Below are 23,035 nucleotides of genomic sequence, written 5' to 3'. Positions count from 1 at the left end.
ACACTAAGCCCTCCAAACACCCATCGAAAGGAATCGATATGAAACAGACACACGTCGCCATTAAAATAGCTAACAACACATCCCACGCATTTAAATACAAACGATCCAACCTGCCCCTGAGCCAGATAGAGCGCGACTCCATCACCCTCCCCCCGATGGAGCGAACAAGGTTCAATTACGACCCCGACTATAACTATGGCTATCCTTGGCCCAACAATAAAAACCTGTTCAATATGTTCATAGAGTTCTCCGACGGGGGTGTCGAATTCCGCCTGGAATTGGCGCTAACCATGACCCGATCATTTGGTGTTCTTACGCCAACTTTGACGCCAAACATAAAAAACACCGTACGTTCTATTGGTCAGTCTCCGCTGCGCTGTTCAACTAAAACAATCAACGCACGCGCTGAGGCTCCATTCAATTTCGAGGTGGTAATCACTTTAAGCTGAAGTTAGCTGACTGCCAGAACGGAAATAAGCCGGCTTGCCATTGATAGCGGCAAGCCGACTCCTGCCAGCCGGGTTCGGTCGGATGACAACACCGATTGACACCCGCAATACAAATTTCCTACAAAATAGGTAGCTCACTACCTGTCAACCTGACGCGCGGCCGTATATAAAAGCCCCTTCGCCCGCGCCGGTCGACAGTAATGGATCCCATTACGAATTTTGTTTCATTTGCGCAGGCTGGGGCTCAAGCGCAGCATGTCCAACCCTGTATCAACCCAACGCTCTGCTTCGATGTGCAGGTGAAAACTGTCGGGAACCAGCAGCCACTGGTACAGGATGCCATCGATGTAAGCATGCAGGCTGATGGCTGCGCGCTCCGTGTCGAGGTTTTCCGGCAATTGCCCTCGAGTCACTGCATTACGCAGGGCCAGGCCGATCCGCACATTGCAGTCGAGACTGGCCACCACACGCTGCTGGCGCAGATCGCACATTTCATCGGTGAATTCGCACTTATGGAAAAAAATCTCATTGATGCGTCGTGTTTTCGGGTCCAGGGCAACTTGGTGAAACAAATGAATCAGCAGCTTGCGCATGCAGCCCAGTGGATCGAGCTCCGCTTCGCTTTCACTGGCCCTGGCCATTTCTTCCAGCGGCTCGTGCAAGGTATCGAGCATGGCCTGCACCAGGTCTGCCTTGTTGCTGAAATGCCAGTAGATAGCCCCGCGAGTGACGCCAGCCAGGGTCGCGATGTCCGCCAGCGTCGTGCGCGCTACGCCCCGTTCAAAAAAGGCCTTTTCTGCCGCTTCGAGTATCTGGCTACGGGTTTCTTGAGCTTCCTCTTTGGTACGACGGGCCATGGCAGTAAAACCTCAATCAGGATGCTTCAGCGATGTCTGAATATCCGCTGAATAAAAGTGGTGCGAGCGCTTTTGGGTAACGTCCCCGGCCTACAATTCGAACCTTCGAACGGCGTCTGTAACGATGTGGATACGTAGCCGGTGTTTACAAACAACCATGAACGTAAGTATATTCAATAGCAAGCTACTTATCCACTCATCACCCATTTTTTACCCTTTCACATTTCTTGAGCGTTTCTTGCGCGCCTGACCCGAGGATTTTCATGCAATTCAAGCCAGCTGTTACCGCTCTGGTCGCCGCCGTCGCCTTGGCATCACTGCTAAGCGGATGCAAAAAGGAAGAGGCGGCACCAGCCGCGCCACCCCCTCAGGTCGGCGTTGTGACTTTGCAACCTCAATCCTTCACCCTGACCTCCGAACTGCCAGGCCGCACCAGTGCGTACCGCATCGCCGAAGTTCGCCCGCAGGTCAACGGCATCATTCTCAAGCGTCTGTTCAAGGAAGGCGGCGACGTCAAGCTTGGCCAGCAGCTCTATCAAATCGATTCGTCGGTCTATGACGCTACGCTGAAAAGCGCTGAAGCCAACTTGCAACAGACCAAGTCGATCGCGGATCGCTACAAGCAACTGGTCAACGAGCAAGCCGTCAGCCGTCAGGAATACGACACTGCCGTAGCCAACCGCATGCAATCGGAAGCCGCCCTGCAAAGCGCCCAGATCAATGTGCGCTACACCAAGGTTTACTCCCCGCTCACGGGTCGTATCGGCCGCTCCAATGTGACCGAAGGCGCTCTGGTCACCAGCGGTCAAGCTGATCCGATGGCGGTGATCCAGCAACTCGACCCGATCTACGTCGACGTCACCCAGTCGTCCGTCGAGCTGCTTGAGCTGCGCCGTGAGCTGGAAAGCGGTCGTCTGCAAAAATCCGGCGACAACGCGGCGGCGGTCAAGTTGACCCTGGAAGATGGCAGCCTCTACAAGCAGGACGGCAAGCTCGAGTTCTCCGAAGTCTCGGTTGACCAGACCACCGGTTCCGTCACCCTGCGCGCCGTGTTCCCGAACCCTGACCACACGCTGTTGCCGGGCATGTTCGTTCACGCCCAGTTGCAGGCCGGTGTGAACGCCGCCGCGATTCTGGCTCCGCAACAAGGTGTAACCCGCGACCTTAAAGGTACGCCGACCGCGCTGGTCGTCGGCCCGGACAACAAGGTTGTACTGCGTCAGCTCAAGGCCAGTCGCACCGTCGGCAACCAATGGCTGATCGAAGACGGTCTGAAAGCCGGCGATCGCCTGATCACCGAAGGCCTGCAATTCGTCAAGCCTGGTATTGAAGTCAAGGCCACTGAAGCCACTAACGTCGGCACCAAGAACCCGGCCACCGCACAGGCAGCTGACAAGGCTTCCAGCGGTAAAGGGGAGTAACCCATGTCGAAATTTTTTATCGACCGTCCGATTTTCGCCTGGGTAATTGCCCTGGTGATCATGTTGGTCGGGGCTCTATCGATCCTCAAACTCCCGATCAACCAGTACCCAAGCATTGCGCCTCCAGCCATTGCGATCCAGGTGACTTACCCAGGCGCGTCCGCACAAACCGTGCAGGACACCGTGGTGCAGGTCATCGAGCAACAGCTCAACGGTATCGATAACCTGCGTTATGTCTCCTCGGAAAGTAACTCCGACGGCAGCATGACCATTACCGCGACCTTCGAGCAGGGCACCAACTCCGATACCGCGCAGGTTCAGGTCCAGAACAAACTGAACCTGGCCACCCCGCTGCTGCCGCAAGAAGTTCAGCAACAGGGCATCCGCGTGACCAAGGCAGTGAAAAACTTCCTGTTGGTCATCGGTGTGGTCTCGAAAGATGGCAGCATGAACCGCGACGACCTGGCCAACTACATCGTGTCCAACATGCAGGACCCGATTTCGCGGACCGCCGGTGTCGGTGACTTCCAGGTCTTCGGTGCCCAGTATGCGATGCGGATCTGGCTCGACCCGGCCAAGTTGAACAACTTCAACCTGACCCCGGGGGACGTTAGAACCGCCGTTGCCGCGCAAAACGTGCAGATTTCTTCTGGCCAACTGGGCGGCCTGCCTGCACTGCCCGGCCAGCAACTGAACGCCACCATCATCGGCAAGACCCGTTTGCAGACGGCGGAACAGTTCAAGGAAATCCTGCTCAAGGTCAACAAGGACGGCTCTCAGGTTCGCCTCAAAGACGTGGCGGATGTTGGCCTCGGTGGTGAGAACTACGCCATCAACGCCCAGTTCAACGGCGCACCGGCTTCCGGTCTGGCGGTCAAACTGGCCAACGGTGCCAACGCCCTCGACACTGCAAAAGCCCTGCGCAAGACCATCGACACGCTCAAGCCATTCTTCCCGCAAGGGATGGAAGTGGTCTTCCCGTACGACACCACGCCAGTGGTGACCGAGTCGATCAAGGGTGTGGTTGAAACCCTGGTCGAAGCCATCGTGCTGGTGTTCCTGGTGATGTTCCTGTTCCTGCAAAACTTCCGCGCCACCGTCATCACCACGATGACCGTGCCCGTGGTATTGCTGGGTACGTTCGGGATCCTCGCGGCATTCGGCTTCAGCATCAACACCCTGACCATGTTCGGGATGGTGTTGGCCATCGGCTTGCTGGTGGACGATGCCATCGTCGTGGTGGAAAACGTCGAACGGGTCATGAGCGAAGAAGGCCTGTCACCCAAGGAGGCCACCAAGAAATCCATGGGGCAGATCCAGGGTGCACTGGTCGGTATCGCGCTGGTTCTGTCGGCCGTACTGCTGCCGATGGCGTTCTTCAGCGGTTCCACCGGTGTGATCTACAAACAGTTCTCGATCACCATCGTTTCGGCCATGGCCCTTTCCGTAATGGTCGCGCTGATCTTCACCCCCGCGCTCTGCGCCACCATGCTCAAGGCGATTCCGAAAGGCGAACACGGCACGCCGAAACGCGGCTTCTTCGGCTGGTTCAACCGCAACTTCGATCGTAGTGTCAAAAGCTACGAGCGCGGTGTCGGCAACATGCTCGCGAACAAGGCCCCGTACCTGCTGGCCTACGTGATCATCCTGGTCGGCATGATCTGGCTGTTCAGCCGCATCCCCACAGCGTTCCTTCCGGAAGAAGACCAGGGCGTACTGTTCGCTCAGGTGCAGACACCGGCAGGCTCCACTGCCCAACGCACGCAAGTGGTGGTCGACCAGATGCGCTCCTACTTGCTGGAGAAAGAATCCGGCGCAGTGGCTTCGGTCTTTACCGTGAACGGCTTCAACTTCGCCGGTCGCGGTCAAAGTTCCGGCCTGGCGTTCATCATGCTCAAGCCGTGGCATGAACGGGATGCGGAAAACAGCGTATTCAAACTCGCCGCCCGCGCCCAGCAGCACTTTTTCACCTTCCGTGATGCCATGGTGTTTGCCTTCGCACCACCGGCGGTACTGGAACTGGGTAACGCCACCGGCTTCGATGTGTTCCTGCAAGACCGCGCCGGTATCGGTCACGACAAGTTGATGGAGGCACGAAACCAGTTCCTCGGTATGGCCGCACAAAGCAAGATGCTCTATCAGGTGCGTCCGAACGGTCTGAACGACGAACCGCAATATCAGCTGGAAATCGATGACGAGAAGGCCAGTGCCCTGGGCATTACCATCACCGACATCAACAGCACCCTGTCGATTGCCCTGGGCAGTAGCTACGTCAACGACTTCATCGACCGCGGTCGGGTGAAAAAGGTGTATGTACAAGGTCAGCCTGGCTCGCGCATGAGTCCGGAAGACATCAAGAAGTGGTACGTGCGTAATGCCCACGGAACCATGGTGCCGTTCTCGGCCTTCGCCAAAGGTCAATGGATCTACGGTCCGCCGAAGCTGTCGCGTTACAACGGCGTAGAAGCCATGGAAATCCTCGGTGCCCCGGCGCCAGGCTATTCCACAGGTGAAGCCATGGCTGAAGTCGAAGCCATCGCTCAGAAACTGCCACCCGGTGTCGGTATCTCCTGGACCGGTCTGTCCTATGAGGAACGTCTGTCCGGCTCCCAAGCGCCAGCGCTGTACGCGTTGTCGCTGCTGATGGTGTTCCTGTGCCTGGCGGCGTTGTACGAAAGCTGGTCGATTCCGATCGCGGTCATGCTGGTGGTGCCACTGGGGATCATCGGTGCACTGATGGCCACCAGCCTGCGCGGCCTGTCAAACGACGTGTACTTCCAGGTGGGGTTGCTGACGACCATCGGGCTGGCGGCGAAAAACGCCATTTTGATTGTCGAATTCGCTAAGGAACTGCATGAGCAAGGGCGTAGCCTGCGCGATGCCGCGATCGAAGCCTGCCGTATGCGTTTGCGACCGATCATCATGACCTCGCTCGCGTTTGTCCTCGGTGTGGTACCACTGGCTATTTCCACGGGTGCAGGTTCGGGTAGCCAGCATGCGATCGGTACCGGGGTTATTGGCGGTATGCTCACCGCCACGATCCTGGCGATCTTCTGGGTCCCACTGTTCTTCGTCACCGTGTCCTCCATCGGTCAGCGCAAAATCGTCGACCCGGATGACACTACTGAAACCCCTAAAGAGGCTGGCCAATGAGCAAGTCGCTACTCTCCCTAGCCGTCGCCGCCTTCGTGCTCGGTGGTTGCTCGCTGATACCCGATTACCAGCGGCCTGAAGCACCGGTAGCGGCCCAATACCCGCAAGGCCCGGCTTACTCGCCGGCCCAGGCGCCGAACCAGGCCGCCGCCGAACAGGGCTGGAAGCAGTTTTTCCATGACCAGGCGTTGCAGCAGTTGATCCAGGTCGCCCTGGAAAACAACCGTGACCTGCGTGTCGCTGCACTGAACATCGACGCGTTCGCGGCTCAGTACCGCATCCAGCGTGCCGACCTGTTCCCGGCCGTTTCGGCCACTGGCACCGGCAGCCGTCAGCGAGTCCCGGCACGGGCCTCACAGACCGGCGAAGCGAACATCACCAGTGTCTACTCCGCCAACGTCGGCATCAGCGCTTATGAACTCGACCTCTTCGGTCGGGTTCGTAGCCTGAGCGAAGAAGCGCTGCAGAAGTACTTCGCTACGGAAGAAGGTCGCCGCAGCACGCAGATCAGTCTGGTGGCCAGCGTGGCCAATGCCTACATGACCTGGCAGGCCGACAAGGAACTGCTGAAACTGACCGAGGACACCCTCGACGCATTCCAGAAAAGCTACAAACTCACTGCCCGCAGTAACGAAGTCGGCGTAGCCTCGGCGCTGGACCTGGCCCAGTCCCGTACCTCGGTGGAAAACGCCCGGGCGCAATTGGCCAAGTACACGCGGCAGGTTGCCCAGGATGAAAACAGCCTGGTGCTGCTGCTCGGCACTGGCATCCCGGCCAATCTGCAAGCCGCCAAGCCTTTGTCTGACGAGCTGTTGAGCGACGTACCGGCCGGACTGCCATCGGACTTGCTGCAACGTCGTCCGGATATTCTCCAGGCCGAGTACAACCTGAAAGCGGCAAACGCCAACATCGGCGCGGCGCGGGCAGCGTTCTTCCCGAGCATCAGCCTGACTGCCAATGCCGGTACCCTGAGCCCGGACTTGTCTGGCCTGTTCAAGGGCGGTTCGGGCTCCTGGTTGTTCCAGCCGCAGATCAACCTGCCGATCTTCAACGCCGGCAGTCTGCGCGCCAGCCTGGATTACTCGAAAATCCAGAAAGACATTGGCGTGGCGAACTACGAGAAGTCCATTCAGACGGCCTTCCAGGAAGTCGCCGATGGCTTGGCCGCTCGTCAGACTTACACCGAGCAGTTGCAGGCTCAGCGTGATTTTGTCAGCGCCAACCAGGACTACTACCGTCTGGCCGAGCGTCGCTACCTCATTGGTGTCGACAGCAACCTGACCTTCCTCGATGCCCAACGTCAGCTGTTCAGTGCCCAACAGGTGCTGATCACCGACCGTTTGGCGCAGTTGGTCAGTGCGGTCAATCTGTACAAGGCTCTGGGGGGTGGCTGGGACGAGCAGACCGCGAAGAACGAGCCATTGAAAGAAGATGCGCCGAAGATGCGGTTGTTCTGATAGCGCTGTAGTAAAAAAGAAGCCCACCTTTTTGGTGGGCTTTTTGCTGTTCGATAATCGCCCAAAATCCGCTTTTCAAGATTGAACCATCCAGTACATTCCCCGCACCATTTGCCGTACAAAACCAATAACAACAGGTTCGACACCATGCCCCCGCGCCCTGCCCTGTCCGGCTGACACCGCTCGTTTTTTATCCTGATTTTGATTTTTGTCTGCAACTCCAGGTTGCGGCATCAGCCCCGTTTTACCGCTAAAAATTAGAGAGACCCGAGCATATGACGCCTTCCACCAAGCAGTATTTTTCCCCTGGTCTGATCGCTATCGCTCTAGCCAGTGTGGCCCTGCCCGCCGCAGCCGAGGAGTCAGGCTTTGTCGACGGTGCCAAGGTCAACCTGAACCTGCGCAACTTCTACATCAACCGCAACTTCACCAACCCGACCAAGGCTCAGGGCATGGCTGAAGAGTGGACACAAAACTTCATCCTCGACGCCAAGTCCGGGTTCACTCAGGGCACCGTCGGGTTTGGCATGGATGTGCTGGGGCTGTACTCGGTGAAACTCGACGGCGGCAAAGGCACCGGCGGCACACAGTTGCTGCCGCTGGACCACGACGGTCGCCCGGCCGATACCTTCGGTCGCACCAACGTGGCGTTCAAGGCCAAGCTGTCGCAGACCGAAGCGAAGGTCGGTGAATGGATGCCAGTGCTGCCGATTCTGCGCTCGGACGACGGTCGCTCCCTGCCGCAAACCTTCCGTGGCGGTCAGATCACCTCAAAGGAAATCGACGGCCTGACGCTGTACGGCGGCCAGTTCCGCGCCAACAGCCCGCGCGACGACAGCAGCATGAGTGACATGTCGATGAACGGAAAAGCCGCGTTCACCTCCGACCGCTTCAACTTTCAGGGCGGCGAATACCTGTTCAACGAGAAGCGCACGCAGATCGCTCTGTGGAATGCCGAACTCAAGGACATCTACAGCCAGCAATTCGTCAATCTGATCCACAGCCAGCCCATCGGTGACTGGACCCTGGGCGCCAACCTCGGTTTCTTCTATGGCAAGGACGATGGCAGCGCACGGGCTGGCGAGCTGGACAACAAAACCTGGTCGGGGCTGTTCTCGGCCAAGTACGGCGGCAACACCTTCTTCGTCGGCCTGCAAAAGCTGACCGGCGACAGCGCGTGGATGCGGGTCAACGGCACCAGCGGCGGCACGCTGGCCAACGACAGTTACAATTCCAGCTATGACAACGCTCAGGAAAAGTCCTGGCAAGTGCGCCACGACTACAACTTCGTCGCCCTCGGCGTGCCCGGTCTGACCTTGATGAACCGCTACATCAGCGGCGACAACGTTCACACCGGTACCATCACTGATGGCAAGGAATGGGGTCGCGAAAGTGAGTTGGGCTACACCGTACAAAGCGGTGCGCTCAAGGACCTGAACGTGAAGTGGCGCAACTCGACCATCCGCCGCGATTTCAGCAACAACGAGTTCGACGAGAACCGGTTGATCATCAGCTACCCGATCAGCCTGCTGTAAACACAGATCCCTTGTGGGAGCGAGCTTGCTCGCGATGGTGTGTCAGCTGAATCAATGTCGACTGACACTCCATCGCGAGCAAGCTCGCTCCTACAGGGTGTGTGTGCTGCTTATTCCCTGGATTCAACTCCAAGCTCATCCCACACCGACTCGGCCAGGTGGAACGTCGCATTGGCCGCGGGAATGCCACAGTAGATCGCGCTCTGCATGATCACTTCCTTGATCTCGCCACGGCTCACGCCGTTGTTGGCGGCAGCGCGCAGGTGCAGCTTGAGTTCGTCGTTGCGGTTCATGCCGATCAGCATGGCGATGGTGATCAGGCTGCGGGTATGGCGCGGCAGGCCCGGGCGGGTCCAGATGTCACCCCAGGCGTGGCGGGTGATCATTTCCTGAAACTCCGAGTTGAACTCGGTCAGCGCGTTCAAGCTGCGGTCGACGTGAGCGTCTCCGAGGACTGCGCGACGGACTTTCAGCCCTTCGTCGTAGCGTTGTTTTTCGTCCACGACAATCCCCTTAATGAGCCAACAAAAACGCCAGCACCCGTTCGCTGAACGCCGCGCTGGCCTGAACGTTGGACAGATGCGCCGCATAGAACTCGGCGTACTCGGCGCCCGGCACGTGTTCCTGGATGAAATGCCCACCGGACGGCGGCGTGACCGCGTCTTCGGTGCCGGCAATCACCAGCAGGGGCACTTTGATCGAGGACAGTTGATCGCGGAAATCGGCATCACGCACGGCCGCGCAGTTGGCCGCATAGCCTTCAGGCGAGGTGGCCGCGAGCATGTCGGTGATCTGCTTCGCCGCAGCCGGATGGGCGGTGGAAAAATCCGGGGTAAACCAACGCGCAATCGACGCATCACGCAGCGCGACCATGGCCGCCGAACCGTCGCGCAATACGGTTTCGATTCGTGGATTCCACACCGACGGATCGCCGATTTTCGCCGCGGTATTGCACACCACCAGTGAGTTCAGTCGATCACCGGCATTGATCCCCAGCCACTGGCCGATCAAGCCACCCATGGACAGACCGCAGAAATGCGCCCGTTCGATGTGCAGTGCATCGAGCAACGCCAGCACGTCGCGGCCCAGTTGCCCGATGCTGTACGGCCCCGGCGTGACCAGCGATTTGCCGTGGCCGCGGGTGTCGAAACGCAGCACACGGAAATGCCGGCTGAACGCTTCGATCTGCGCGTCCCACATGTGCAGGTCGGTGCCCAGCGAGTTGGACAGCACCAGGACCGGCGCATCCTCCGGCCCATCGAGTTGGTAATTCAGTTCGCCCTCGGCGAGTTGTACGAAAGCCACAGCAATCTCCTTCAGGCAGTCAATGCAGAATGTTCGGCCACTGCTCGCTCGACCCAGGTATGGGCCTGACCGAGGTAATGGGCGGGGTTCAACAGATGATCCAGCTCAGCGGGCGTGAGCTCGCTGGTCACTTGCGGCTCGTCACCGAGTACCGCACGCAGATGACGTTGCTCGGCCACCGCACGTTTGCAGCATCGCTCGAGCAGATGATGCGCGGTGTCGCGCCCCACCCGTTGGGCGAGAACGATGCTCACCGCTTCGGCGAGCACCAGGCCTTGAGTCAGATCGAGGTTGCGGGCCATGCGATCGGCATCGACTTCCAGTCCGTCCGCCACCAGCAGCGCTTGCTTCAGGCTGCCGGACACCAGGCAGCAAATCTCCGGCAAGGTTTCCCACTCGGCATGCCACAGACCGAGGCTGCGCTCGTGTTCTTGAGGCATGGCGCTGAACAGGGTCGAGAGCAAACCGGGAACGCGCGTTGCGGCACCGATCAGCACCGCAGCGCCCACGGGATTGCGCTTGTGCGGCATGGTGGATGAACCGCCCTTGCCGGGTGCCGCAGGTTCGAACACTTCGCCCGCTTCTGTCTGCATCAACAGACTGATGTCGCGACCGAGTTTGCCGAGGCTGCCAGCAATCAGTCCGAGGACCGAACCGAACTCCACCAGGCGATCTCGCTGGGTATGCCAAGGTTGCTCGGGCAAGGACAATTGCAGTTCCCCGGCCAGTGCTTCGGCAATCGGCATGGCTTGTTCGCCAAGGGCCGCCAGGGTTCCGGAGGCGCCGCCGAATTGCAGCACCAGCAAACGGGGTTTGAGCTCATTTAAACGTTGACGGCTGCGGCTCACCGCCCCCAGCCAACCGGCGATTTTCATGCCGAGGGTGACCGGCGTTGCGTGCTGCAACCAGGTGCGACCGGCCAGTGGCGTGGCAACGTAACGTAATGCCTGGGTGGCCAGGGTTTCGCCCAGTTGCGCCAAATCGCGTTCAATCAACACCAGCGCCTGACGCAGTTGCAACACCAGGCCGGTGTCCATCACGTCCTGACTGGTCGCGCCCAGATGCACGTAGCGTTCAGCTTCGGCATCGTGACTCGCAATCTGTTTGCCCAAGGCCTTGACCAGCGGAATGGCCGAGTTTCCGGCCGTGGCAATGGCTTCGGCAAGGGTGGCGAAGTCGTACTGCTCGGCCCGACACGCAGCTTCGATAGGCGCGACAGCGGTGTGTGGAATCAAACCCACTCGCGCCTCAGCCCGCGCCAGTGCCGCTTCGAAATCGAGCATGGCCTGAACCCGGCCCTGATCGCAGAACACGTCACGCATATCGCGGGCAGTGAAATAGGCATCGAACAATTGATTGCCCGGTCGCTGGTTCATACAGAATCCCTGGAGGCGTGGGCCAGTCAGGCCCACGCGTAAAGATCAAAGGTCGTGATGCAAATACGCGGCTTGTTTTGGCAGACGCAGACTAAACAGAAACGCCACCGCCATCATCACCGTGACGTACCAGTAGAAGGAGTTTTCCATACCCGCGGCTTTGAGGCTCAGGGCCACGTATTCCGCCGAACCGCCGAAGATCGCATTGGCCACCGCATACGCCAGGCCGACGCCCAGTGCGCGCACTTGCGGCGGGAACATTTCGGCTTTCACCAGACCGCTGATGGAGGTGTAGAAACTCACGATCGACAGCGCCACGGTGATCAGCACAAAGGCGAGTAACGGACTGCTGATATTTTTCAGGCTCAGCAAAATCGGTACCGTGAACAACGTGCCGAGGGCACCGAACCAGAGCATCGAATTGCGTCGGCCGATCTTGTCCGCGAGCATGCCAAACAGCGGCTGCATGCACATATACAAGAACAGCGCGCCGGTCATGATGTAACTGGCGGTCTTGGCTTGCATGCCGGCAGTGTTCACCAGGTACTTCTGCATGTACGTGGTAAACGTGTAGAAAATCAGCGAGCCACCGGCGGTGTAGCCGAGCACGGTAATGAACGCGGCCTTATGATCGCGGAACAGCGCTTTAATGCTGCCGGCGTCTTTGTCTTCGCGCATTTCCTTGCTGGTGGTTTCTTTGAGCGAGCGACGCAGAAACAACGAAATCACTGCCGCCGCCGCACCGACCACAAAGGGGATCCGCCAGCCATAGGCACGCAGTTCGTCCTCGCTGAGGAACTGTTGCAGGATCACCACCAGCAACACGGCCAGCAACTGCCCGCCAATCAACGTCACGTACTGGAACGAGGCGAAGAAACCGCGCTGGCCCTTGAGGGCCACTTCACTCATATAGGTCGCTGTGGTGCCGTACTCGCCCCCCACGGACAACCCTTGGAGCAAGCGCGCAAACAGCAACATGATCGGCGCCCATACACCGATGTCCTTGTAAGTCGGCAGGCAGGCGATGAGCAACGAACCGAAGCACATCATCAGCACCGAAATCATCATCGAATTCTTGCGCCCGTGACGGTCGGCCACGCGGCCGAAGATCCAGCCGCCGATGGGCCGCATCAGAAACCCGGCGGCGAACACACCGGCGGTATTGACCAACTGCACAGTAGGGTTGTCGGACGGGAAAAAGGCTGGGGCGAAATAGAGGGCGCTGAAGGCATAGACGTAGAAGTCGAACCATTCGACGAGGTTGCCGGACGAGGCGCCGACAATTGCGAAGATGCGTTTACGTCGCTCTTCGCCTGTGTAATGAACCTGAGTAGCGGTGGTCGTTGTCATTGTTTTTCACTCAATGGGGACAGTGAGAGTCTAGACACACTTCGCAACAGTCCCGTTCCACAGATGCATAACGACACAGATCCCTGTAGGAGCGAGCTTGCTCGCGAGAGTGTGTCAGCTACATCGATGTCAACTGACACACCATCGCGAGCAAGCTCGCTCCTACAGATTCACTCAATATTCGAAGAACACCGTCTCGGCATCGGTACCTTGCAGAATCACATTCCACTGGTAAACACCCGATGCGTCCTTCTTCGCCAGCAATGTCGTGCGGCGCTCGGAGGGCACGCACTCCAGCAGCGGATCCGCCACGTTCGCCGGTTCCCCGTCAAAGTAAATCCGCGTCAGCAAGTGCTTCACCAGACCGCGAGCAAACACTAACACCACCAGATGCGGCGCCTGCGTGGTGCCTTTCAAGCCTTCCACCGTACCCGGCTTGATCGTGGTAAAGCGAAAGCGCCCTTCGGCATCCACCGGCACACGGCCAAACCCTTCGAAGTTCGGGTCCAGGGGTTTGTCCTGATCGTCTTCCGGGTGGTCATACTTGCCGGCCGCGTTGGCCTGCCAGACTTCCAGCATCGCGTCGTTGACGACGTCGCCGTTGCCATCGACTACTTGCCCGGTGATCGCTACGCGTTCGCCGAGGGTTTGTTCGACGGTCAGGTTCTCGCGGTTCAGCCAGGTCAGGCCGATGTGGTAATACGGTCCGACGGTGTGGGACGTGGTCGCGTTCAGCGTCATCTTATTTCTCCATCGGCGTGGCGTCGCGGCCGCGCAAAACGATGTCCCAGCGATAACCGAGGGCATAGGAAGGGATGGTTTTTTCCAGGTCGAAACTGGCGATCAAACGCTCTTTGGCGCGGGTATCGGGCACGCAGTTGTAGATCGGGTCATAGGCCAGCAACGGGTCGCCGGGGAAATACATTTGGGTGACCAGGCGCGTCAGAATACTGGGCCCGAACAGTGAGAAATGGATATGCGCCGGGCGCCACGCGTTGTGGTGGTTGCCCCACGGATAGGCGCCGGGCTTGATGGTCTGGAACTGATACCAGCCATCCGCGTCGGTCACGGTGCGACCGGTGCCGGTGAAATTGGGGTCCAGCGGCGCGTCGTGCAGGTCGCGATCGTGGTTGTAACGACCGGCGGCGTTAGCCTGCCAGATCTCCACCAAAATCCCCGGCACCGGCAAGCCATCTTCATCCAGCACGCGGCCGTGGATGATGATCCGCTCACCCAACGGCTCACCCTTATGCTGGGCGGTCAGGTCGTTGTCCTGCTCTTTAACACGTTCGGCGCCGATGGTCGGACCGGTAATTTCCGACAGCGAATGGGGCAAAAACACCAATGGCTTGGACGGCGAACGACGGTTAGTGGATTGATAGGCCGGGTGCAGATATTCCGGCTGGGTGCCCTGTTGCGGGCGACGGTAACCAGGCTTGTCAGTCATGAAACATTCCTCAGTTCTTATTAGTCGGCGCTGCTGATTGATCAGAGCAGCCGTCAGACACGTTCGATTGCCAAGGCCAGACCTTGGCCGACGCCGACGCACATGGTCGCCAGACCTTTCTTGCCACCGGTTTTTTCCAGCTGATGCAGCGCGGTCAGCACCAGTCGCGCACCGCTCATGCCCAGCGGATGGCCCAAGGCAATGGCGCCGCCATTCGGGTTGACCTGGGCCGCGTCGTCCGCCAGTCCCAGTTCACGCAATACCGCCAACCCCTGGCTGGCGAACGCTTCATTGAGTTCAATCACATCGAAATCGCTGATGGCCAGCCCCAGGCGCTCGGTCAACTTGCGCACTGCCGGCACCGGGCCGATGCCCATTACCCGTGGCGCAACACCGGCGCTGGACATGCCCAACACTTTGGCGCGGGCAGTCAGGCCATGCTTTTTCACCGCGTCGGCGGACGCCAGAATCAGCGCCGCCGCACCGTCGTTCACGCCCGAGGCATTGCCGGCGGTGACGGTTTTGTCAGGACCGTTGACCGGTTTCAGCTTGGCCAGGGTTTCCAGGGTGGTGTCGGCGCGAGGATGTTCGTCCTGGCTGACGACCGTTTCACCCTTCTTGTGGGCAATCCGCACTTCAACAATTTCTTCGGCGAAAAATCCTGCGGCCTGCGCGACTGCGGTCCGTTGCTGGCTGCGCAGTGCGAAAGCGTCCTGATCCTCACGGGAAACCTCGTAATCGTCGGCCACGTTGTCAGCGGTCTGTGGCATCGCATCGACACCATACTGGGCTTTCATCAACGGGTTGATGAAGCGCCAGCCGATCGTGGTGTCTTCCAGCTTCATATTTCGCGAGAACGCCGCGTCAGCCTTGCCCATCACGAACGGTGCACGGGACATCGACTCGACGCCGCCGGCAATCGCCAACTCCATTTCACCACTGGCGATAGCGCGGAATGCAGTACCGATGGCATCCATACCCGAGGCACAAAGACGATTGAGGGTCACGCCCGGAATCGATTCCGGAAGACCTGCCAGCAACAACGCCATGCGCGCCACGTTGCGGTTGTCTTCGCCGGCTTGGTTGGCGCAGCCGAGGAACACCTCGTCCACCGCCGTCCAGTCCACCGACGGGTTGCGTTCCATCAACGCCTTGATCGGCACGGCGGCCAGGTCGTCGGCGCGAACCGCCGATAAGCCACCGCCGAAACGGCCAATGGGGGTGCGAATCGCGTCGCAGATATAAACATCACGCATCAGGCTTCTCCGGGGGCTTGGCCGTGGGCCGCAGCGGTGCGGGCTTCCAGATCACGCAGTGCCTTAAGCTCGATCTCGGTCGGCTCGGCTGTGTTTTCTACGGTCTGGGCAAAACGAATCGCCCAGCCGGTCGCAGCGATGACTTGCTCGCGGGTCACGCCCGGGTGCAGCGCGGTGACCACGAATTCGTGAGTGCCGGCTTCCGGCTCCATGATGCACAGGTCGGTAATGATGCCGACCGGACCGGCACCCGGCAGACCCAGACGCTTGCGCGAATCACCGCCTTCGCCATGGCCGACCGAGGTGATGAAGTCGAGCTTGTCGACAAACGAACGCGCCGACTGTTTGAGGATGATCAGAACGCTTTTGGCCGAGCTCGCAATCTCCGGCGCGCCACCGGCACCTGGCAAGCGGACTTTCGGCTGGTGATAGTCGCCAACGACGGTGGTGTTGATGTTGCCGAAACGGTCGACTTGCGCGGCGCCCAGGAAACCGACGTCAATGCGTCCGCCCTGCAGCCAGTAGCGAAAAATCTCACCGGTCGGGACCACGGTGTCAGCGGTTTCCGCCAGTTCACCGTCACCGATCGACAGCGGCAGTACACTCGGTTTGGCACCGATCGGGCCCGACTCGTAGATCAGGACCACGTCTGGCGAGGACGTCAGCCGCGCCAGGTTGGCTGCTTTCGACGGCAGGCCGATACCCACGAAGCACACTGAACCGTTCTTCAGGCGGCGAGCGGCGGCGACGGTCATCATTTCATTGGTGGTGTAAGTCATTTCTTCACCTGCGAAGCGGCGGCCAGCTTGGCCTGGAACTCGCTGAAGTCAGCGCAGCCATGAATGTATTCGTTGATCCACGCGGTGAAGGTTTCACGGTCGCGGGCAATCGGGTCCCAAGCCTGGTAAAAACGGTTGTCGCGCTCGTTATAGCCGTGAGCGTAGGACGGATGCGCACCGCCAGGGACATGGCAGACCGCGCTCAATGCCCAGGTCGGCAACACACAGGAGTTCATCGGGGCATTGAGGTCATCGACGATTTCTTCGACGGTGACGATGCAACGCTTGGCGGCCAACGCGGCTTCTTTTTGCATGCCGAGAATGCCCCAGAGCAGTACGTTGCCTTTGCGGTCGGCTTTCTGCGCGTGAATCACGGTGATGTCCGGACGCACCGAAGGCACGGCTGCGAGCACTTCGCCGGTGAACGGGCACGTGACGGTCTTGATCAGCGGGTTGACTTTCGGCAGGTCGGAACCGGCGTAGGCACGCAGCACCGCAAACGGTAGCCCGGAAGCGCCAGCGACATAAGCATTGGCCAGGTCGGCATGGCTGTGTTCTTCAATTTCCAGCGCGTGCGGCCACTGCTTCTCAACGGCGTCACGCAGACGGTGCAGCGAACCGACACCCGGGTTGCCGCCCCAGGAGAAAATCAACTTGCGAGCGCAACCGGCACCGATCAACTGGTCGTAGATCAAGTCAGGCGTCATCCGCACCAGCGTCAGGTCTTTCTTGCCCTGGCGAATGATTTCGTGACCCGCCGCCGTAGGGATCAGGTGAGTGAAGCCTTCGAGTGCGACGGTATCGCCATCGTTTACGAATTGCTTCACCGCGTCGTGCAGCGAAAGGATTTCAGCCATGGGGGCAGGCTCCCGTTTTGTTATGAACCGACAGTGGATGAAAAAGGCGCGATGCGCAGCGCCGGAATGACTGCAGAGTAAGCCTCTGAAAAAGGCCAAACAATCCGATAATCGACTGAGTGTTCGTTTATCGAACGGATTGTTGTCTGGCTACCGATCGCTAAAAGCTTCGCGAGCAGGCTCGCTCCCACAGTCGATCGCGCGCTCCCCCCAGTGGGAGCGAGCCTGATCGCGAAGAGGCCATCAAATCCACTTGAGATTCCGGATCAGGCTGTCAGGTCGCATCCGCATGGCTGACCATGCCCTTGATCACCACCGCCGTAGTCGCCAATGCCGCCGGAATCACCAATGCCGTCAGCACCTGTTCGAAGTTCCAGCCCAGGCCCAGCAGTGTGGCGCCCATCCACGCCCCCAGAATCGCGCCGAAACGACCAATCCCCAGCATCCACGACACACCGGTCGCCCGGCCCTGAGTTGGATAAAACCGCGCCGCCAGTGAAGGCATTGCCGATTGCGCGCCGTTAATGCACATCCCGGCCACCAGCACCAACGTCGCCAATAGCGTGATGTTGCCCAGGCTCTGCCCTACTGCGTAGGCAAACACCCCGGCCAACAGGTAGAAAATGCCAATCACTTTATGCGGATTGAAACGGTCCATCGCCCAGCCCACGCCCACCGCGCTCAACACGCCGCCAAACTGGAACAGCGCGCCAATGAAGGCGGCCTGTTCCATGCTCGCGCCACTGTCACGCATCAGGGTCGGCAGCCAACTGGTCAGCAGGTAAACGATCACCAGGCCCATGAAATAGGTGAGCCAGAGTAATAAGGTGCCGGTGCTGTAGGTGCCGCAGAAGATCACCGCAAATACGTTGCGGGCTTTCACGGTTTTCTGTTCCGGCACGCTGAAGCTGGACGCCTGGGCCACAACGGCTGGATCGATCGGCGCCAGCGCCTTGCGCACCTTGTCGGTACCTCGATTGCGCACAACCAGGTAACGCGCCGATTCCGGCAGCCAGAGCAGCAAAACAATCGCAAGCATCAACGGCAAAATCCCGCCGATGAGCAGCAGGCTGTGCCAGCCGAACGCCGGAATGAGTTTCGCCGAAATAAACCCGCCACCGGCCATACCCAGGTTGAAGCCGCAGAACATGCTGGTCACCAGCAGGGATTTTTTGCGCTCTGGGGTATATTCGGACAGCAGCGTCGTGGCGTTCGGCATGCCTGCGCCGAGGCCCAGGCCGGTGAGGAAACGCAAGACCAGCAGCTGATCGACGTTAGTGCTGTAAGCCGAGGCCAGGCTGAAAGCACCGAACAACAGCACGGCGCTCACCAACACGACTTTTCGTCCGAAGCGATCAGCCAACGGGCCGGAACCCAGCGCGCCGAAGACCATGCCGATCAATGCCGCACTCATGACCGGACCGAGACTGGCGCGGTCGATGCCCCACTCTTGCGACAAGGCGGGCGCGATGAAGCCCATGGCCGCCGTATCGAGGCCATCGAGGAAGACAATCAGAAAACACAGGATCACCACTCGCCATTGGTAGCGCGAAATGGGTTGAGCATTGATGAAGGACTGCACGTCGAGGCAGTTACCTACAGCAGACTGAGGCTGGTTCATTATTTTTATTCCACGCAAGAACGCAGTCGGACAGGAGTCAGCCGAAACTGACACTGCCGCGACATTAGTGATCCTGGTGAAAGAGCGTCAATTCGCTAAACGCGAGTCTGTGCGATTATCGAACAGCTTAGGCGAAGAGCTGCGCGCTGAGGTCGCGGCTGGCAGACAGAAGGCCGGGCAGAAAACGCTGCTCCAGTTCACTGCGACTGACCCGGCCGGCGTGAGTGCTGACGTTTAGCGCCGCGACCACTTGACCGGAAGCGTCGTACACCGGAACGGCAATCGAGCGCAGGCCCTGTTCGAGTTCCTGATCGACAATGCACCAGCCTTGTTGCCGCACTTCTTGCAGGCATTCGAGTAACGCCTCGGGGGTGTGCAGCGTGCGACTGGTCTTGGCTTGCAGTTCCGCGTGGTCGAGGTACTCGCCCAGAGATGTGTCGTCCAGCGCCGCCAGAAGAATACGGCCCATGGAAGTGCAATAGGCCGGCAGACGTCCACCCACCGAAAGGTCAACCGAGATCAGTCGCTGGGTGGTCGCTGAACGGGCGATGTACAAAATGTCATCGCCTTCCAGCGTTGCCATGTTACAGGCCTCGTGGAGTTGCTCGCTCATGCGGTCCAGGTACGGCTGGGCGGAAACCGCCAGGGGCGTTGAGGAAACATAGGCGTGACCGAGGGTCAGCACTTTGGGCAGCAGTGAATACGTGCGGCCGTCGGTGGTGGCGTAGCCGAGCTTGATCAATGTGTGCAGGCAACGTCTCACAGCGGCGCGGGGAATTTCCGTGCGGTGGCTGATCTGGGCGATGGTCAGGTGCCGCTTGCGCTCCTGGAACGCTTGCACCACCGCCAGGCCACGGGCCAGGGACGTCATGAAGTCCGGGTCACCGGTCAGCGCCTGGATCCGCTTGGCGGGTGAGGCGACGATCGGCGGCGCCACTGAAGCGAAGGAGTTGCGCATTTGATCGTTCATATAAGGTCCTTTTCCCACAGGGGTCAGCGACTATTACAAGCGGCTACTGGCCTGAGACACAACACCGAATAGTCAAGATCGGGCGATTATCGAACCATCGGCCGATAATCGCAACCGACCCAGAGCTAGGCAAGCCGAGGTTCGTTCGCTTCGCTCTCCGGGGTCGCTGGATCTTTTCCCACTTGCCGGGCGGAAACTTAGAGGACTGATGTTAGGGCCCAAGTTGTGAGACTGTTGGCGTCAGAAAGTCATCACTGCAAAGTAGCTTCACCGTGCAACCTAATAAGCCGTGAAAGTTGCGGGCCACAAAACAATTACACATCAAGATCTACTTTTAACTCTTTGGAGATAGTGTTCTTCGAATCGACCGCTATAATGCAACTCAGTGGCCCCGGTTTTTTTATTGCCGATTCCGCCACCCGGCAGCGCGATGTCCCATCGTTGCTGCCCGCAGCAAGCGCCTGACGCTCATTTCATATGCTCCGCCATCGCGCTCGCTGAAACAGGAAACTGATGCTGCGTCAGCTGTTTATCTCTGGTGCGTGGCCGCCTGCAACATGGAAGTATTGATTGCACTGCCGAAAAAACGACGCCTTTGCGGGCTTTGTCCTTTCGACGAGCGTGGTCAATAGATTCGATGCAGCGCGTTCACCAGAATTAATCTCAACCCAAACAGGTAGCACTGTGACGAAAGACGAACTGCGCGCGGAACTTGAGCGCCAGGAACAACGCTACAAGGAAGTTTACGGCGGGGAAGTCACCACCTACGCCGCTCAGCCCGAACCGGAACGCAAACCCTGGCGCAAACGTGCCACTGTTCAGGATCAGGCTTTTACCCAGGAATTGCAGAAGATGGAAAAGGAACTCAAAGCCGAAGAGCCCTGACCGCTTCGGCCTGAATCCTTTCAAGGGACTGCGTCGGCACCCGTTAAAAGCGGGAATAACGACTATGCCTTTCGCGCCCGCCACCAGCGGGCAGCGGCCGCCTCACTCATAACATGAGGTAATAGGCTGATGTCCGCCCCCCTCTTCCCGGATATTTCACACAAGCGTTCAACCTCTCGCGCCAGGGAGAAACCCTTGTGCCCGCGGTCTTTCCAACTGGATTCAATGACTTGCAAATCCCGTAAAAAACCTCGGGCATAGGGTCTCGCCACAAATTAATTCGTTGAAGAATGTAACCGACGAGCAGCAAGTGCATCGATTTCCAGTCTTTTCTGGCATAATCGCGCCCCCTTACGACCGGGTCAGAAAACCTTCATGATCGATTTATTCAGCGGACTGGATGCTTGGGTGCTTGTGAGCCTCTTGCTCGCCCTGGCCTTTGTCCTCGCCTTCGAGTTCATCAACGGCTTTCATGACACCGCTAACGCGGTTGCCACTGTTATCTACACCAAAGCCATGCCACCTCATCTGGCGGTGTTCTTTTCCGGTGTGTTCAACTTCCTCGGCGTACTGCTGGGCGGTGTTGGCGTGGCGTATGCCATCGTCCACCTGCTACCGGTAGAGCTGCTGATCAATGTAAACACCGGTCACGGGCTGGCCATGGTGTTCTCGTTGCTCGCCGCCGCTATTACCTGGAACCTGGGCACCTGGTACTTCGGTATCCCGGCTTCCAGCTCCCACACCTTGATCGGTTCGATCCTCGGTGTCGGCCTGGCGAACGCCTTGATCAACGACATTCCGTTGGCCGATGGCGTGAACTGGCAAAAAGCGATCGATATCGGTGCTTCCCTGGTGTTCTCGCCAATGGCCGGTTTCATTGTTGCCGCGTTGATACTGGTCGGCCTTAAATGGTGGCGCCCACTGTCCAAGATGCACAAGACGCCAGACCAGCGTCGCAAGCTCGACGACAAGAAGCACCCGCCATTCTGGAATCGCCTGGTGCTGGTGATCTCGGCCATGGCCGTGAGCTTCGTGCACGGTTCCAATGATGGCCAGAAAGGCATTGGCCTGATCATGTTGGTCCTGATCGGTATTGTGCCGGCGCAGTTCGTACTTGACCTGAGCAGCACGACTTATCAGATCGAACGGACTCGCGACGCAACCCTGCACCTGAGCCAGTTCTACAAGCGCAATGCCGACACCCTGGGTGAATTCCTGGCGCTGGGCAAAAGCGTGGAGGGCGATTTGCCGGAGAAATTCCGTTGCAATCCGCAACAGACCGAACCGACCATCAGCGCCCTGCTCGACACCCTCAAAGGTGTAGCCGACTATCACTCGCTGTCGTCGGAAAGCCGCATCGAAGTGCGTCGCTACCTGCTTTGCCTGGACGACACCGCGAAGAAAGTCAGCAAATTGCCTACCCTGGCAGCCCGTGAAAAGGCTGACCTGGACAAACTGCGCAAAGACCTGACCACCACCACTGAGTACGCCCCGTTCTGGGTGATTCTGGCGGTCGCCCTGGCACTCGGCATGGGCACCATGGTTGGCTGGAAGCGTGTGGTACTGACCATCGGCGAGAAGATCGGCAAGCAAGGCATGACGTACGCACAAGGCATGTCGGCCCAGATCACCACCACAGGCATGATCGGTCTGGCCAATATCTTCAGCCTGCCGGTGTCCACCACCCACGTCCTGTCTTCGGGCGTGGCCGGCACCATGGTTGCCAACAAAAGCGGCCTGCAAGGCGGCACTGTCAAAACCATCCTGCTGGCCTGGGTCCTGACCTTGCCAGCCACAGTGGCCCTGTCGGCCGGCCTGTTCTGGCTGGCATCGAAGGCATTGGGTAGCTGATAGTAGCTGCAATAAAAGAAGGCGCGTTCCGTGAGGTTCGCGCCTTTTTTATTGCGTTCTTCCAGACACCCCAAATCCTATGTAGGAGCGAGCTTGCTCGCGATGGTGTATCAGACGCATTGATGTCGATTGACACACCATCGCGAGCAAGCTCGCTCCCACAGGGGATTTGCATAGGCCTATAGTTGCTCGCAGGCAAAAAAAAGGGCAACCGAAGTTGCCCAAAATGCCTTGCGTGCTCATTACATCAAGAAAGATCTACGGTTTGCGCTTATGTGAATCCTTCCAGATAAAAAATCCAAACCCAGCAAAAAACAGAACCATGAGGCTGACAGTCAGCACTCCGGCGATCACCACGTTGTCGAAAAACATGACTAGCCTCCTGCACTTGCCCTGTTGCGATAGGGCTAAGTTAACCAATCAGACAGGAGAAAAAATTGACCGGGGTCAATGTCGCCCGAGAATG

At 58.9% G+C, this 23,035-nt stretch carries 20 protein-coding genes; 7 read left to right on the top strand and 13 right to left on the bottom strand.

The features are described 5' to 3' along the window. Positions 1–38 precede the first annotated feature (38 nt). Positions 39–449, top strand: a complete 411-nt coding sequence (locus tag ACM6IR_RS03655) for a hypothetical protein (protein WP_414906427.1) — start codon at positions 39–41, stop codon at positions 447–449. Between the two features lie 224 nt (positions 450–673). Here ACM6IR_RS03655 and emhR read toward each other — a convergent pair whose 3' ends face one another. After that, the gene (emhR, locus tag ACM6IR_RS03650; protein WP_414906426.1) at positions 674–1,306 is read right to left on the bottom strand and encodes an efflux system transcriptional repressor EmhR; all 633 of its coding nucleotides are present in this window, start codon (positions 1,304–1,306) and stop codon (positions 674–676) included. Between the two features lie 263 nt (positions 1,307–1,569). On the opposite strand from emhR, the gene ACM6IR_RS03645 reads away from it, so the two are divergent. The 4 genes from ACM6IR_RS03645 (at position 1,570) to ACM6IR_RS03630 (ending at position 8,872) form a co-directional block, all read left to right on the top strand. Then, positions 1,570–2,727, top strand: a complete 1,158-nt coding sequence (locus ACM6IR_RS03645) for an efflux RND transporter periplasmic adaptor subunit (protein ID WP_414906425.1) — start codon at positions 1,570–1,572, stop codon at positions 2,725–2,727. Between the two features lie 3 nt (positions 2,728–2,730). After that, positions 2,731–5,880: an efflux RND transporter permease subunit EmhB gene (gene emhB / locus ACM6IR_RS03640; RefSeq protein ID WP_414906424.1), complete on the top strand. Its 3,150-nt coding sequence runs from the start codon at positions 2,731–2,733 to the stop codon at positions 5,878–5,880. Further along, positions 5,877–7,337, top strand: coding sequence for an efflux RND transporter outer membrane subunit EmhC (gene emhC / locus ACM6IR_RS03635; RefSeq protein ID WP_414906423.1), 1,461 nt, complete (start codon positions 5,877–5,879; stop codon positions 7,335–7,337). Before emhB ends, emhC begins: the two co-directional genes overlap by 4 nt. A 275-nt stretch (positions 7,338–7,612) precedes the next feature. After that, positions 7,613–8,872 (top strand): OprD family porin, encoded by a 1,260-nt coding sequence (locus ACM6IR_RS03630; RefSeq protein ID WP_414906422.1) that lies wholly within the window; start codon positions 7,613–7,615, stop codon positions 8,870–8,872. Positions 8,873–8,982: 110 nt separating this feature from the next. On the opposite strand, the gene pcaC is transcribed toward ACM6IR_RS03630, so the two are convergent. The 11 genes from pcaC to pcaR form a co-directional block, all read right to left on the bottom strand. Then, positions 8,983–9,375, bottom strand: coding sequence for a 4-carboxymuconolactone decarboxylase (gene pcaC / locus ACM6IR_RS03625; RefSeq protein WP_414906421.1), 393 nt, complete (start codon positions 9,373–9,375; stop codon positions 8,983–8,985). A 10-nt stretch (positions 9,376–9,385) separates the two neighbouring features. Further along, positions 9,386–10,177: a 3-oxoadipate enol-lactonase gene (gene pcaD, locus ACM6IR_RS03620; RefSeq protein ID WP_414906420.1), complete on the bottom strand. Its 792-nt coding sequence runs from the start codon at positions 10,175–10,177 to the stop codon at positions 9,386–9,388. Between the two features lie 11 nt (positions 10,178–10,188). Further along, positions 10,189–11,553 carry a 3-carboxy-cis,cis-muconate cycloisomerase gene (locus tag ACM6IR_RS03615; RefSeq protein WP_414906419.1) on the bottom strand — a complete coding sequence of 455 codons (1,365 nt, stop codon included), beginning with the start codon at positions 11,551–11,553 and terminating at the stop codon, positions 10,189–10,191. A gap of 45 nt (positions 11,554–11,598) precedes the next feature. Beyond that, on the bottom strand, positions 11,599–12,903 hold the full coding sequence (locus ACM6IR_RS03610; protein ID WP_414906418.1) for an MFS family transporter: 1,305 nt from the start codon (positions 12,901–12,903) through the stop codon (positions 11,599–11,601). A 174-nt stretch (positions 12,904–13,077) separates the two neighbouring features. After that, a complete protein-coding gene (gene pcaG, locus ACM6IR_RS03605) occupies positions 13,078–13,644 on the bottom strand; it encodes a protocatechuate 3,4-dioxygenase subunit alpha (protein WP_414906417.1) in 567 nt (188 codons plus the stop codon). Position 13,645: 1 nt separating this feature from the next. Beyond that, entirely contained in the window at positions 13,646–14,350 is a 705-nt protein-coding gene (pcaH, locus tag ACM6IR_RS03600) for a protocatechuate 3,4-dioxygenase subunit beta (protein WP_414906416.1), read from the bottom strand. A gap of 53 nt (positions 14,351–14,403) precedes the next feature. Beyond that, positions 14,404–15,609: a 3-oxoadipyl-CoA thiolase gene (pcaF, locus tag ACM6IR_RS03595; protein ID WP_414906445.1), complete on the bottom strand. Its 1,206-nt coding sequence runs from the start codon at positions 15,607–15,609 to the stop codon at positions 14,404–14,406. Next, entirely contained in the window at positions 15,606–16,385 is a 780-nt protein-coding gene (locus ACM6IR_RS03590) for a CoA-transferase subunit beta (RefSeq protein ID WP_414906415.1), read from the bottom strand. The genes pcaF and ACM6IR_RS03590 overlap by 4 nt, the downstream gene beginning before the upstream one ends. Continuing rightward, positions 16,382–17,242: a CoA transferase subunit A gene (locus ACM6IR_RS03585; RefSeq protein WP_414906414.1), complete on the bottom strand. Its 861-nt coding sequence runs from the start codon at positions 17,240–17,242 to the stop codon at positions 16,382–16,384. Before ACM6IR_RS03585 ends, ACM6IR_RS03590 begins: the two co-directional genes overlap by 4 nt. A 274-nt stretch (positions 17,243–17,516) precedes the next feature. Next, positions 17,517–18,863 carry an MFS transporter gene (locus ACM6IR_RS03580; protein ID WP_414906413.1) on the bottom strand — a complete coding sequence of 449 codons (1,347 nt, stop codon included), beginning with the start codon at positions 18,861–18,863 and terminating at the stop codon, positions 17,517–17,519. A 127-nt stretch (positions 18,864–18,990) separates the two neighbouring features. Further along, entirely contained in the window at positions 18,991–19,833 is an 843-nt protein-coding gene (pcaR, locus tag ACM6IR_RS03575; RefSeq protein WP_414906412.1) for a pca regulon transcriptional regulator PcaR, read from the bottom strand. Positions 19,834–20,517: 684 nt separating this feature from the next. On the opposite strand from pcaR, the gene ACM6IR_RS03570 reads away from it, so the two are divergent. Both ACM6IR_RS03570 and ACM6IR_RS03565 read left to right on the top strand, forming a co-directional pair. After that, positions 20,518–20,718, top strand: coding sequence for a hypothetical protein (locus ACM6IR_RS03570; RefSeq protein WP_007935837.1), 201 nt, complete (start codon positions 20,518–20,520; stop codon positions 20,716–20,718). Positions 20,719–21,093: 375 nt separating this feature from the next. Beyond that, on the top strand, positions 21,094–22,569 hold the full coding sequence (locus ACM6IR_RS03565; RefSeq protein WP_414906411.1) for an inorganic phosphate transporter: 1,476 nt from the start codon (positions 21,094–21,096) through the stop codon (positions 22,567–22,569). A 258-nt stretch (positions 22,570–22,827) separates the two neighbouring features. On the opposite strand, the gene ccoM is transcribed toward ACM6IR_RS03565, so the two are convergent. Then, positions 22,828–22,941, bottom strand: a complete 114-nt coding sequence (gene ccoM / locus ACM6IR_RS03560) for a cytochrome c oxidase subunit CcoM (protein ID WP_342214916.1) — start codon at positions 22,939–22,941, stop codon at positions 22,828–22,830. Positions 22,942–23,035 lie beyond the last annotated feature (94 nt).

This window comes from Pseudomonas sp. IT-P253 (assembly GCF_949768125.1).
In the GTDB taxonomy this organism is placed as follows: Bacteria; Pseudomonadota; Gammaproteobacteria; order Pseudomonadales; family Pseudomonadaceae; genus Aquipseudomonas.
This window is presented reverse-complemented; position numbering and strand designations above follow the sequence as displayed.